Origin of the sequence: Streptococcus sp. k-628 (genome assembly GCF_013277475.1) — a bacterium.
Taxonomy (GTDB): Bacteria; Bacillota; Bacilli; order Lactobacillales; family Streptococcaceae; genus Streptococcus.
Genome location: NZ_VMMZ01000065.1, coordinates 1 through 12,011 on the forward strand (window position 1 = coordinate 1; position 12,011 = coordinate 12,011).

The window sequence follows — 12,011 nt, forward strand, 5'->3', positions numbered from 1 at the left end:
CTAGCTTCCTAGTTTGCTCTTTTATTTTCATTTAGTATAAATAAAAAACAGAACTAGCATGAACTAGTCCTGTCTATTTTTACCCAATCACACTTCCGTTTGGTACAGCTGGATCAACTGTAAGAAGGGTTAATTGTCCATCATGTTCAGCTGAGAGAATCATCCCTTGGCTGACATATTTTTTCATCATTTTACGTGGTTTGAGATTGGCAACGATTTGAACTTTCTTGCCGACCAATTCTTGTTCATTTGGATAGTATTTTGCAATTCCTGAGAGGATTTGACGATCTTCACCATCACCAGCATCCAAGCGGAATTGGAGCAACTTATCAGAACCTTCTACTTTAGACACTTCTTTGACTTCTGCGACACGGATTTCGACCTTGTCAAAGTCTTCAAACTTGATTTCATCCTTGTTGAGTTTGAGTTCGACTTCGTCCGGATTCCATTCTTTTTCGACAGCTGGCTTGTTGCCTTCCATTTGTTCCTTGATATAGGCGATTTCTTCTTCCATATCCAGACGTGGGAAGATTGGTGTTCCTTTGGCAACTACTGTTACACCCTCAGGGAAAGCAGCCAAACTCAAGTTTTCAAGACTAGAAACTTCTGCTAAGCCAAGTTGAGTCATAACCGCACGACTAGTTTCCATCATAAATGGTTCAATCAAGTGAGCGACGACACGAAGGCTGGCTGCCAAGTGGCTCATCACACTTGCCAATTGGTCACGAAGTGCTTCATCCTTAGCCAAGATCCATGGAGCTGTCTCGTCGATGTATTTATTAGTACGAGAGATAAGAGTCCAGACTGCTTCAAGCGCACGTGGGTAGTCAACTGCTTCCATGTGTGTATGGTAGTCTGCGATTGATTGTTCTGCAACCTCAGCAAGAGCATTGTCAAACTCTGTTACACCCTCTACATAGGCTGGAATTTGTCCATCAAAATACTTGTTAATCATGGAAACCGTACGGTTGAGGAGGTTGCCAAGGTCATTAGCCAATTCATAGTTGATACGGCCGACATAGTCTTCAGGAGTGAAAGTTCCATCTGAACCAACTGGAAGACTGCGCATGAGGTAGTAACGAAGTGGATCTAGTCCATAACGCTCTACCAACATTTCAGGGTAAACGACATTCCCTTTAGATTTAGACATTTTACCATCTTTCATGACAAACCAACCATGGGCAATCAAACGATCAGGTAATTTAACATCCAACATCATAAGAAGGATTGGCCAGTAGATGGAGTGGAAACGAAGGATGTCTTTTCCTACCATGTGGAAGACTGTTCCATTCCAGAACTTGTCAAAGTTACTATGTTCGTCTTGACCGTAGCCAAGAGCTGTCGCATAGTTAAGAAGGGCATCAATCCAAACATAGACAACGTGCTTAGGATTTGATGGGACTGGCACACCCCATGTAAAGGTTGTACGAGAAACTGCCAAATCCTCTAAACCTGGCTCGATGAAGTTGCGAAGCATTTCATTGAGACGACCATCTGGAGTGATAAATTCAGGATGGGACTTGAAAAATTCGACCAAACGATCTTGGTATTTGCTGAGGCGAAGGAAGTATGATTCTTCAGATACCCATTCAACCTCGTGACCTGATGGAGCAATACCACCAGTTACATTTCCAGCTTCATCACGGAATACTTCCGCAAGCTGGCTTTCTGTAAAGAATTCTTCATCTGATACTGAATACCAGCCAGAGTATTCACCCAAATAGATGTCATCTTGAGCAAGCAAGCGCTCAAAGACCTGTGCGACAACTTTTTCATGGTAGTCATCCGTTGTACGGATAAATTTATCGTATGAGATATCTAGTAATTGCCAGAGTTCTTTAACTCCAACTGCCATTCCATCAACATAGGCTTGTGGTGTAATGCCAGCTTCTTCTGCTTTTTGTTGAATCTTTTGACCATGCTCATCAAGACCTGTCAGATAAAAGACATCGTAGCCCATTAGGCGTTTGTAACGGGCTAGGACATCACAGGCGATGGTTGTGTAGGCAGAACCGATATGAAGTTTCCCAGATGGATAGTAAATCGGCGTTGTAATATAAAAATTCTTTTCAGACATAATTTTTCCTTTCCAGGCAAATGAAACCTGTTTTTCTAACACTTCATTATATCACATTTTTAAGGATTTTCGATAGGGAAATCTATACAAAAACAAGATAGACGAGTGTCCATCTTGTTGATCTTATTCATAACGAAGGGCTTCGATTGGGTCAAGTTTCGATGCCTTGTTGGCTGGCAAGACTCCAAAGATCATACCCACGCTAGCCGAAACTGCAAGACTAAATAGGGCAACTGGGATTGATACTCCAACTTCTATACCCGTAATCAAGCCTTGCAGTAACAAACCTGCTAAGGCAGTTAAACCACTTGCAATTGTCAAACCAATTAAGCCACCTAACAAGGTCAAAATCATGGATTCAATCAAAAACTGGATTAAAATATTGGCACGCGTTGCACCCAAAGCCTTACGGAGACCAATCTCACGGGTACGCTCTGTAACAGAAACCAGCATGATGTTCATAACACCAGTTCCTCCAACAAAGAGGGAAATCCCTGCGATGGAACTGATAATCGTCGTCATAAAACTAAACGATTGTTGAATTTCTGCAAATGTAAGCGACTCATCTGCCACCTGATATTCTCCCTGTTGCAAGCCTGCAAGTTCTGTCATTTTTCGTGCCAGTTCTGGACCCAGAGTTGGAGTTAAACTGGTATCATTCACTCGAAAGACAATACTAGCTATTTCATCTACATTAAAATTCGCAGCAAGGGAGATATTGGTAGTAATAGGCAAGCCACCAAACCCATATATTTTTGACCTTTTAGCCTCTGGACTAGTATAAACCCCAATGACTCGGTAACTAAAATCATTGACTTCTACAACCTTGTTAATAGCCTCTTGTGGAGAGCCAAATAAACTAATGGACAATTCCTCATCTAGCAAAATGACACTTGCAAACTCTTTGAAATCTTGCTCTCTTAGACTACGACCTGCAATAATTTCATTCTTAACAGCCTCCATATAAGTTCTGTTTCCACCTGTCAAATTAGCATTCTCAACCTTTTTATCTTGATAGGTCAAGATGGCATTTGTTGAATTGGTTACATAGTAACTATCCACTCCCTTGAGTTTGGCTGCCTCCTTGACCCAAGATTCTTGCGGTTTTGGTGGTTCAACAGGAACTTCCTCTTCTTTTCCAGAAACCGTAAAAGCTGATTGTTTCTGAGTAAAAGACCCATCTTTACTTTTTTTAGGAGAGAAGAAGACGCTAATATTTTTCTGAGATTTGGTCATATCTTTATTGACTTGACGAGATAGGGAATCTCCCAAAGCCATAATCACAACAACTGATGAAACACCGATAATAATCCCAATCATGGTAAGCAAAGAACGCATCTTGTGAGCCATAATAGATGAAAAGGCAAATTTCAGATTCTGCATCTTAGTTTTCCTCCTTTTCTAACTGAGCACTATCAGATGAAATAACTCCATCGCGAATGACAATCTGACGTTTGGCATAAGCAGCTATTTCAGGCTCATGCGTTACCATGATAATGGTTTTTCCTTCTTTGTTCAAGTCAACCAATAGTTGCATAATTTGGTTCCCTGTTTTGGTATCCAAGGCTCCTGTCGGTTCGTCTGCTAGAATAATAGAAGGATTGTTTACCAAGGCACGCGCAATAGCCACACGTTGCTTTTGACCACCAGATAATTCCGAAGGCAAATGATGACTACGTTCTGTCAATTCAACCTTATCTAGATATTCCTCAGCTAACTTGCGACGTTTTGAAGCCGAAACTCCTGCGTAAATCAAGGGCAATTCTACATTTTGCAGAGCATTGAGTTTAGATAGAAGAAAGAACTGCTGAAAGACAAAACCGATTTGTTGGTTGCGAACCTTAGCTAGTTGTTTTTCACCCAATCCAGCCACTTCTTGACCTTCAAGATAATACTCTCCACTACTTGGTGTATCCAACATCCCAATCGTATTCATGAGAGTAGACTTACCAGAACCAGATGGTCCCATGATAGCAACGAATTCACCCTCATTCACTTCTAGGTTGATATTTTTGAGAACCTGCAGTTCTTGGTCACCGTTACGGTAGCTTCTGCAGATATTTTTTAGACTAATTAGTTGCTTCATCAGCCTTCACCTCTTTTCCTTCCTCTAGAGAAGACGTTGGGTTACTGATGACCTTGACTCCATTTGTCAGACCTGAAGTGATTTCTTGGTTGTCTGCATCAGCATTACCCAAACCAACTTCCACTTTCTTGGCCTTTTTCTGCTCGTCAAGCACCCAGACATAGTTCTTATCATTTTCAGTCACAACACTTGTTAGAGGAACCAAAATGGCTTTACTCTTATTTTTGACCTCAACACTTACTGAGAATCCTTGTTTCAAATCACCAATTTCACTTGTAACATCAATAGTGTATGGATATTTAGAACCAGAATTACCAGAAGCTGCGGCAGCTGGACTAGCTGCTTCACCATTGTTTTTAGGATAGTCAGAAATATAGCTTAATTTCCCAGTCCATTTTTTATCAGGATACACTTTAGAAGTAAAGCTTACTTCTTGACCTACAGATAGGTTGGCGAGGTTATATTCAGACAATTCTCCCTTAACTTGCAAGTTTTCATTACTTACGACATGAACGACTACTTGGCTAGCTCCTGTTGGAGATTTAGAAACATTGTGGTTGACTTCGACCACAGTTCCCTCTAGGGTACTGAGAACCGTCATTGCATCTAACTGACTTTGAGCCTTACTTAATTGCGCCGCAGCGTCTGCACGCGCATCACGGGCATCACCCAACTGAGCGTCAATAGAAGCAACAGAATTTCCAGCCACTGGAGTTGGACTTTGCACCGTTGCATCTTCTCCTCCTGCTGGCGCAGAGGCTTGAGGAGCCGGAGCTGAAGCGGCTTCATTTCGTGCTTGATTGAGTTCATTGATATGACGATCTGCCTTAGCTACTGCTCGACTCGCTGAATCATAGGCCGCCTGGGCTTCTGAACTACTGTACTTGACTAAAGCCTGCCCTTCGCTGACCTTATCCCCCACAGAAACAAGGATTTCGTCTAAATCTCCCTTGCTAGCATCAAAATAAACGTATTGTTCATTTTTTGCCGTTACTGTCCCTGACAATAAAACCGACGAAGCAACAGTTCCCTCTTTTGCCACTACTAGATGCGGCGTTTCATCCTTAACATCAGTTTGCGAGGGTTGTCTAAAGAGTAAAATCCCCCCAGCACCCAATACAACTACACTCGCAGCACCAATTGCTGCATACAATTGCCACTTTTTAGCTTTACCATTCTTTTTCTTCATAATGAAACTCCTTTTCTTTTTTACAATACTTTGCTATTATACCAGATTTCCCTCCAGCAAACAATGCAGTTCAGATGGAAATAATGACAATTCAGGATTAAACAATCGTTCGGAAATTCTCCTTTTCTATTGTACTAGTTATATAATACATTATTTTGACTTATTTGGCAAGCTTTTTTGCAATTTTTTGTGCGTAGCAGATTTTTGCAATCACATCAAAAAAAAGATAGAATATGACTATCAAAAAAGACACTCGACTATTTAAAAGAGTACAAAGGAGTTTTCAATGAGAGAATACGATATCATTGCTATCGGTGGAGGTAGCGGAGGAATTGCTACCATGAACCGTGCTGGTGAACACGGAGCCAAAGCGGCCGTTATTGAGGAAAAGAAACTAGGTGGAACCTGCGTCAACGTCGGCTGTGTTCCTAAAAAAATCATGTGGTACGGAGCACAAATCGCTGAGACTTTCCATCAATTTGGAGAAGACTACGGCTTTAAGACTACTGATCTTAACTTTGACTTTGCAACCCTACGTCGCAATCGTGAAGCCTACATTGATCGCGCTCGTTCTTCTTATGATGGCAGTTTTAAACGCAACGGTGTAGACTTGATTGAAGGCCATGCTGAATTTGTAGATTCTCATACTGTTAGCGTAAATGGTGAACTCATTCGTGCTAAACATATCGTGATTGCTACAGGTGCCCATCCAAGTATTCCAAATATTCCTGGTGCTGAGCTAGGTGGCTCTTCTGATGATGTATTTGCTTGGGAAGAATTGCCAGAGTCAGTTGCTATTCTAGGCGCGGGTTATATTGCCGTTGAATTGGCTGGCGTACTCCACACTTTTGGTGTTAAGACAGACCTCTTTGTTCGCCGCGATCGTCCTTTACGTGGTTTTGATTCTTACATCGTTGAAGGTCTGGTCAAGGAAATGGAAAGAACAAACTTGCCACTTCATACTCACAAAGTCCCTGCCAAGTTAGAAAAAACTGCTGAAGGCATTACCATTCATTTCGAAGATGGTACTAGTCACACAGCTAGCCAAGTTATCTGGGCTACTGGTCGCCGTCCAAACGTTAAGGGCTTGCAACTTGAAAAAGCTGGAGTAACTCTGAACGAACGTGGCTTTATCCAAGTGGATGAATATCAAAATACTGTTGTTGAAGGAATTTACGCTCTAGGTGATGTAACGGGCGAGAAAGAACTGACCCCAGTTGCAATCAAGGCTGGGCGTACCCTATCTGAACGTCTCTTTAACGGAAAAACTACTGCAAAAATGGATTACTCAACTATTCCAACTGTCGTCTTTTCACACCCTGCTATCGGAACGGTTGGTTTGACAGAAGAGCAAGCTATTAAAGAATACGGTCAAGACCAAATCAAGGTTTACAAATCAAGCTTTACTTCTATGTACTCTGCTTGCACTTGCAACCGTCAAGAAACTCGTTTCAAATTGATCACAGCTGGTTCAGAAGAAAAAGTTGTCGGACTTCATGGAATTGGATACGGTGTTGATGAAATGATTCAAGGATTTGCCGTTGCTATCAAAATGGGAGCAACCAAGGCTGACTTTGATGCAACTGTGGCAATTCACCCAACTGCATCTGAAGAATTTGTAACTATGCGTTAATCGAAATAAAAGAAGCTGATGCAACTGTGTCTGCTTCTTTTTTGATGTTTTCGAATCAACAAAACAATTACCCACCCCTTAACCAGTAAGCAAAATCGGCTGTTACAGTTTTTGTTATCTTGTTTTTAAAAATTGGTTGACAATGATTACTCTACGAGTATAATAGTTACTATACATTATAAAAGAGGTTAACTATTTTGAAAAAAGCTCACGTTTATGCTATCCCTGCTATTGGGGCTGCTCTCATTGCTGTTTTGGCACAAATCAGTCTTCCAATTGGACCTGTCCCCTTCACTCTGCAAAACTTTGCAATCGGCTTGATTGCTACTGTCTTTAGACCGAGAGAGGCTGTACTTTCTGTTGGACTCTATCTTCTTCTAGGTGCTATCGGTCTTCCTGTTTTTGCAGGAGGTGGAGCAGGATTGCAGGCGTTGGTTGGTCCTACTGCAGGTTATCTTTGGTTTTATCTTGTATACTCTGGACTTACTTCTTCCCTAACTAACAGCGAGAGTGGTATTGTCAAGATTTTTCTTGCAAACCTCTTGGGTGATGCCCTTGTCTTTGTCGGCGGGATTCTCAGCTTGCATTTTCTAGCTGGAATGGCATTTGAAAAAGCTCTTGTTGTGGGGGTCATTCCTTTTATCATTCCAGACCTTGGTAAACTTCTAGCTATTAGTTTTATTAGCCGTCCACTACTTCAACGCCTTAAAAATCAGGCTTACTTCGCTAACTAAAAAAGGATATCGAGTTGTCATGACTCAATATCCTTTTCTTTCATTTTGAAAACTTAGTTTCCTTTAAAGGCATCCACCATCGTTTGAAATTCTTCATTTGAGAGAGTAATCCCTTTGCCCATTTTCGTATGGTCTGGACTCCAAGCACGAATATCAAACTTTGCAGGAGCACCATTAAAGCTCACACGGTTGATTTCCTTGGTCCAACCTTTTTCGTTTTCAGAAAGAGTCAACAAGTGCTCTTCAATTTCAAATGTAAATTCTGCCATTTTCTTCTCCTTTTTTAGCTTTCATCTGATTATTCGTAAAATCTTGTAGATTTTAGGAAAATTTTATATAATATTGATATAAAAGAAGGGAGGCCACTATGAGACATAAATTCCAGCAAGTTCTAGATAAAATACATGACTTTTTAAATGGACATGAAGAACCAGATCAGACTGAAAGCAACTCCCTTACAGCCGCTATTGAAGAGGCTATCCAGAAACAAACCGCTGTTCACCTTATCTTGTCTGAGGCAAGTTTTACAGGTGATATCATCAAATACGATCAACAAGGCCAACAACTTATCGTGAAAAATTTTGCCAAAAATGTGACCCGTATTATCCGCATAAGCGATATTCAACGCCTGCGATTTGTCCCTTCAACCGTCCAAACAGCCCAAAAAAATAGATTTAAGAAAGAGTGAGATGTAGTTACTTCATCCCACTCTTTTTTCTTAGCGAACTTGTTCAAAATGTAAATGAACCGCGATATGATCTCCATAACCACTTCTTTCCAAGTCACGTTGCAGACGATAGGAAATGTAGTGTTCTGCAATGGTAATGTAACCTGCACCCAATAAACGATGTTCAACCATAGATTGAATCATACTGATCGTCGCACGTTCCACCTTGGCTTCTTCCAAATCCAGAACCACTTTCTTAGTGACTTGTGCAAGGTTTTGACGCAAATCATCTGTCAATACATAGACTGTCTGGGCTGCCTTTAAGATAGCTTGGTAAATCTTATCTGGATTAAATTCAGCAATTTCGCCATTACGTTTGATTACTTGCATAGGTTTCTCCTTTATTCTTTATTTTCTTTGATTTCTGCCAGCATTTTTTCTTCTTCTGCTGTCAGTTGATAATTTTCTAACAAATCTGGTCTGCGCTCGTAGGTTTTCTTTAAACTCTCATACAATCGCCACTGACGAATCTTTTCATGGTGTCCACTCATCAGTACATCTGGGACAACCATGCCTCGATAATCATAGGGACGTGTGTACTGAGGATATTCGAGAAGGCCTGAAGAAAAACTATCATCTTGGTGGCTGGACTCCTTACCAATCACTTCTGGAATCAGGCGAACCGTCGCATCAATCATGGTCATAGCCGCCAACTCTCCACCAGTCAAGACATAGTCCCCTAGGGAAATCTCATCTGTTACCAAGGTCTTAATACGCTCATCATAACCCTCATAGTGCCCACAGATAAAGATTAGCTCTTCCTCTTGAGCCAAATCCTCAGCATAAGCCTGATCAAACTGCTTTCCAGCAGGATCGAGGAGAATGACGCGCGGATTTTTCTTTTCAATAGCATCAAAGGCATCGAAAATAGGTTGGGCTCGGAGCAACATCCCCTGACCGCCTCCATATGGCTCATCGTCTACATGGCGGGCCTTTTCAGCATTTTCTCGAAAATTATGATACTGGATATCTAAGAGCCCTTTTTCTCGAGCCTTTCCAACGATTGAGTGCTCCAGTGGAGAAAACATCTCTGGAAAGAGGGTTAAAATATCAATTTTCATCGTCTAACCCTTCTAAGATTTCCACATCGACGCGGTTATTTGGAATATCAACATTGAGAACCACTGGTGGGATATAGGGCAATAACAAGTCACGCTTGCCTTTTCGCTTGACCACCCAGACATCGTTGGCACCTGGTTGCAGGATTTCTTTGATGGTTCCAATCAAGTTATCACTCTCATAGACTTCCAAACCGATAATCTCGTGATAATAAAATTCACCATCATCTAGGACATTCAAATCTTCCTCAGCGACCTTGAGACTGTATCCCTTATACTTTTCGATAGCGTTGATATGGTACATATCTTTGAATTTGATAATATCAAAGTTCTTCTGTTTACGGTGGCTAGCGATGGTCACTGTTTGGACAAACTGATCTTTTTCATCAAACAAGGCCAGCTCAGCCCCTTTTTTAAACCGTTCTTCTGCAAAATCTGTCACAGACAAGACTCGCATCTCACCCTGCAATCCTTGCGTATTGACGATTTTCCCAACATTAAAGTAGTTCATCTTGTCTCCTGTAGTCTCCTTCTTTCCATCTTATTCTGACAGTTCTCGAATAATAGTCGCAATTTGTTCTGATTCTGACCATTGTAAATAATGGTGACTCCCTCCTAAAATGAGTTTAGTATTGGAAGTCCAATATTCTGATTCTCTGTACTCTTTTTCTCTATAAGCCTGACAAAAAATAAACACAGGGATATAAGATTCTATAGATACATTCTCAAAATCTTCCTCAGTAATCTCTCCAGATATCTGAAATCCTGGATCTTGATTTTCCAATTCTGAGCCTTTTTCTTGCATTATTTCCCAGATTTCTTTATTAATTTTAGGGCTAAATGTTGCTTGAGTTAAGTTCTTAAAATAAAGTTCAGGACCACACTCGTCAATCAGCCTCATCTGCTCTTCCATTTCTGGATAAGGATTTTCTGAAAAATCAGCAAACATGACGTTTTTAGTTGTCGGTTCAATTGCTAGTAAAGCCTGACACTTAATTGGTTTCTTGAGTAATTTGCAAGCTAAAATTCCACTCAAACTATGTGCACAAAGTATATATTCAGAAATCCCTAATTCTTCAAGTACTTTATAAACTGCATCTGCAAGCTTATCTAGATTTTTTCCAGATTGGTCATGAATCGAACTCCTACCTGTGTTCGGAAAATCAATTGTCAAATAACCAATTGTAGGAGGAAGTTTTTCAAGTATAAGTGAAAAATTTTCATAACTTGGTAGCAAACCTGCGCCACTTAAACAAACTAGCACTTTCTTTTGCTTTTGATAAGTAACAGAGAGACTACCAATTTCTGTAGATACTTCAATCCTCTTCATAAAGAAATCCACTCATTCTATATAATGAATTATTAAAAATCCTTATCCTTTATTTTATCATGTTTCAAGGATTTTCTCAAGTTGGAGAAAAAAGACACTATAGATAGTATCCCTCTAAAAATCCTCGTAACTTCTCAAAGTAACTTCCATCTCTCCCAAAACTGGAAGTTACTCTAAGACGACTTTGTTTTAGGGCTATTTGTCGTGCACTTTTTTCTGAGTCTTTTCGCTTTTGAACCCTTATATATCAAGAAAAAAAATCAGTGGAAGTTAGTCTCAGACGGATTCCCACTGATTTCACGCGTTTTTCTAATACTAAAAGCTAGGTTGTGGGAAACTAGAAGTTAGTTTGGGAATTTACCCTCTAAAAAACTTTCCAAATCCTGATGAGGATATTTTACACTTCTCCACACAAAAAAGCGAGACATCCGTCCCGCCCTTCTTATTTTTCGTCAATAACGATTCTTACTTTTTTGTATTCAGTTGGGACAGAGTAGACAATCGTTCTTATCGCAGAAATAGTGCGACCCTTACGACCGATTACACGACCCACATCGCTTTGATCAAGATTCAAATGATATTCCAAAAACTCTGGTGTATCTTCAATCTTGATAGTTAAGGCATCTGGTTGTGAAATCAAGGGTTTCACAATCGCAATAATGAGATTTTCAATCGTATCCATCTATCAACCTACTTTAAACTTATTTTGAGAATTTAGAATCGTGGAATTTTTTCAATACGCCTTCTTTTGAAAGGATGTTGCGAACTGTATCTGAAGGTTGAGCTCCATCAGCCAACCATGCAAGAACGCGGTCTTCTTTCAAAGTTACTTGGTTTTCAGCAACAAGTGGATTGTAAGTTCCAACTGTTTCGATGAAACGTCCGTCACGTGGTGAACGTGAATCTGCTACGTTGATACGGTAGAAAGGTTTTTTCTTAGAACCCATACGAGTCAAACGGATTTTAACTGCCATTTTTAAAGTCTCTTTTCTTATTTTTTATTTGAGTGAAATAGCTGAGCTATTTAGCACATGTTCTATTATAGCAGATTTCTGGCAGGTGTCAAGAAAAAAACTTGACAGACTATAAAATTCTTAAACTATTTAGAAATTTGTTAGAAGTAGGAAATAAATGTTTGAAAGAAGCTATCCGTGAATACTATTTTATACTCAATGAA

14 protein-coding genes are annotated in these 12,011 nt (G+C 40.3%); 3 read left to right on the forward strand and 11 right to left on the reverse strand.

The annotated features are described in order from the left end of the window. Window positions 1-79: 79 nt before the first annotated feature. The 4 genes from metG to HT730_RS07835 all read right to left on the reverse strand — a co-directional run bounded on the left by metG (window position 80) and on the right by HT730_RS07835 (window position 5,352). The gene (gene metG / locus HT730_RS07820) at window positions 80-2,077 is read right to left on the reverse strand and encodes a methionine--tRNA ligase (protein ID WP_173307268.1); all 1,998 of its coding nucleotides are present in this window, start codon (window positions 2,075-2,077) and stop codon (window positions 80-82) included. A 123-nt stretch (window positions 2,078-2,200) separates the two neighbouring features. Then, window positions 2,201-3,460 (reverse strand): ABC transporter permease, encoded by a 1,260-nt coding sequence (locus HT730_RS07825; protein ID WP_173307269.1) that lies wholly within the window; start codon window positions 3,458-3,460, stop codon window positions 2,201-2,203. A gap of 1 nt (window position 3,461) precedes the next feature. After that, a complete protein-coding gene (locus HT730_RS07830; protein WP_000811469.1) occupies window positions 3,462-4,163 on the reverse strand; it encodes an ABC transporter ATP-binding protein in 702 nt (233 codons plus the stop codon). Beyond that, on the reverse strand, window positions 4,147-5,352 hold the full coding sequence (locus HT730_RS07835) for an efflux RND transporter periplasmic adaptor subunit (RefSeq protein ID WP_173307270.1): 1,206 nt from the start codon (window positions 5,350-5,352) through the stop codon (window positions 4,147-4,149). Before HT730_RS07835 ends, HT730_RS07830 begins: the two co-directional genes overlap by 17 nt. A 286-nt stretch (window positions 5,353-5,638) precedes the next feature. On the opposite strand from HT730_RS07835, the gene gor reads away from it, so the two are divergent. Both gor and HT730_RS07845 read left to right on the forward strand, forming a co-directional pair. After that, window positions 5,639-6,985, forward strand: a complete 1,347-nt coding sequence (gene gor / locus HT730_RS07840) for a glutathione-disulfide reductase (protein ID WP_084927432.1) — start codon at window positions 5,639-5,641, stop codon at window positions 6,983-6,985. 197 nt (window positions 6,986-7,182) lie between these two features. Further along, window positions 7,183-7,719: a biotin transporter BioY gene (locus tag HT730_RS07845; RefSeq protein WP_061425168.1), complete on the forward strand. Its 537-nt coding sequence runs from the start codon at window positions 7,183-7,185 to the stop codon at window positions 7,717-7,719. A 53-nt stretch (window positions 7,720-7,772) separates the two neighbouring features. Here the strand turns inward: HT730_RS07845 and HT730_RS07850 are convergent, their stop codons facing one another. Then, window positions 7,773-7,988, reverse strand: coding sequence for a YdbC family protein (locus tag HT730_RS07850; protein WP_000807422.1), 216 nt, complete (start codon window positions 7,986-7,988; stop codon window positions 7,773-7,775). 98 nt (window positions 7,989-8,086) lie between these two features. Here HT730_RS07850 and HT730_RS07855 point away from each other — a divergent pair, with 98 nt between their 5' ends. Further along, a complete protein-coding gene (locus tag HT730_RS07855; protein ID WP_173307271.1) occupies window positions 8,087-8,407 on the forward strand; it encodes a hypothetical protein in 321 nt (106 codons plus the stop codon). Between the two features lie 30 nt (window positions 8,408-8,437). Here the strand turns inward: HT730_RS07855 and HT730_RS07860 are convergent, their stop codons facing one another. The 6 genes from HT730_RS07860 to rpsP all read right to left on the reverse strand — a co-directional run bounded on the left by HT730_RS07860 (window position 8,438) and on the right by rpsP (window position 11,808). Continuing rightward, entirely contained in the window at window positions 8,438-8,776 is a 339-nt protein-coding gene (locus tag HT730_RS07860) for an ATP cone domain-containing protein (protein WP_001196048.1), read from the reverse strand. Window positions 8,777-8,787: 11 nt separating this feature from the next. Then, window positions 8,788-9,507 carry a tRNA (guanosine(37)-N1)-methyltransferase TrmD gene (gene trmD, locus HT730_RS07865; protein ID WP_000686916.1) on the reverse strand — a complete coding sequence of 240 codons (720 nt, stop codon included), beginning with the start codon at window positions 9,505-9,507 and terminating at the stop codon, window positions 8,788-8,790. After that, the gene (rimM, locus tag HT730_RS07870; protein ID WP_138700526.1) at window positions 9,497-10,015 is read right to left on the reverse strand and encodes a ribosome maturation factor RimM; all 519 of its coding nucleotides are present in this window, start codon (window positions 10,013-10,015) and stop codon (window positions 9,497-9,499) included. The genes trmD and rimM overlap by 11 nt, the downstream gene beginning before the upstream one ends. 30 nt (window positions 10,016-10,045) lie before the next feature. Then, a complete protein-coding gene (locus HT730_RS07875) occupies window positions 10,046-10,834 on the reverse strand; it encodes an alpha/beta hydrolase (RefSeq protein WP_138700525.1) in 789 nt (262 codons plus the stop codon). A gap of 442 nt (window positions 10,835-11,276) precedes the next feature. Next, on the reverse strand, window positions 11,277-11,516 hold the full coding sequence (gene kphA / locus HT730_RS07880) for an RNA-binding protein KphA (RefSeq protein ID WP_000379621.1): 240 nt from the start codon (window positions 11,514-11,516) through the stop codon (window positions 11,277-11,279). Window positions 11,517-11,535: 19 nt separating this feature from the next. Then, window positions 11,536-11,808, reverse strand: a complete 273-nt coding sequence (rpsP, locus tag HT730_RS07885) for a 30S ribosomal protein S16 (protein ID WP_000268760.1) — start codon at window positions 11,806-11,808, stop codon at window positions 11,536-11,538. Window positions 11,809-12,011: the final 203 nt, after the last annotated feature.

Coding starts and splice junctions, on each gene's coding strand:
- HT730_RS07825 (WP_173307269.1), bottom strand. CDS start 3,460: ATGCAGAATCTGAAATTTGCCTTTTCATCTATTATGGCTCACAAGATG.
- HT730_RS07850 (WP_000807422.1), bottom strand. CDS start 7,988: ATGGCAGAATTTACATTTGAAATTGAAGAGCACTTGTTGACTCTTTCT.
- kphA (WP_000379621.1), bottom strand. CDS start 11,516: ATGGATACGATTGAAAATCTCATTATTGCGATTGTGAAACCCTTGATT.
- HT730_RS07830 (WP_000811469.1), bottom strand. CDS start 4,163: ATGAAGCAACTAATTAGTCTAAAAAATATCTGCAGAAGCTACCGTAAC.
- metG (WP_173307268.1), bottom strand. CDS start 2,077: ATGTCTGAAAAGAATTTTTATATTACAACGCCGATTTACTATCCATCT.
- HT730_RS07875 (WP_138700525.1), bottom strand. CDS start 10,834: ATGAAGAGGATTGAAGTATCTACAGAAATTGGTAGTCTCTCTGTTACT.
- rimM (WP_138700526.1), bottom strand. CDS start 10,015: ATGAACTACTTTAATGTTGGGAAAATCGTCAATACGCAAGGATTGCAG.
- HT730_RS07855 (WP_173307271.1), top strand. CDS start 8,087: ATGAGACATAAATTCCAGCAAGTTCTAGATAAAATACATGACTTTTTA.
- rpsP (WP_000268760.1), bottom strand. CDS start 11,808: ATGGCAGTTAAAATCCGTTTGACTCGTATGGGTTCTAAGAAAAAACCT.
- gor (WP_084927432.1), top strand. CDS start 5,639: ATGAGAGAATACGATATCATTGCTATCGGTGGAGGTAGCGGAGGAATT.
- trmD (WP_000686916.1), bottom strand. CDS start 9,507: ATGAAAATTGATATTTTAACCCTCTTTCCAGAGATGTTTTCTCCACTG.
- HT730_RS07860 (WP_001196048.1), bottom strand. CDS start 8,776: ATGCAAGTAATCAAACGTAATGGCGAAATTGCTGAATTTAATCCAGAT.
- HT730_RS07835 (WP_173307270.1), bottom strand. CDS start 5,352: ATGAAGAAAAAGAATGGTAAAGCTAAAAAGTGGCAATTGTATGCAGCA.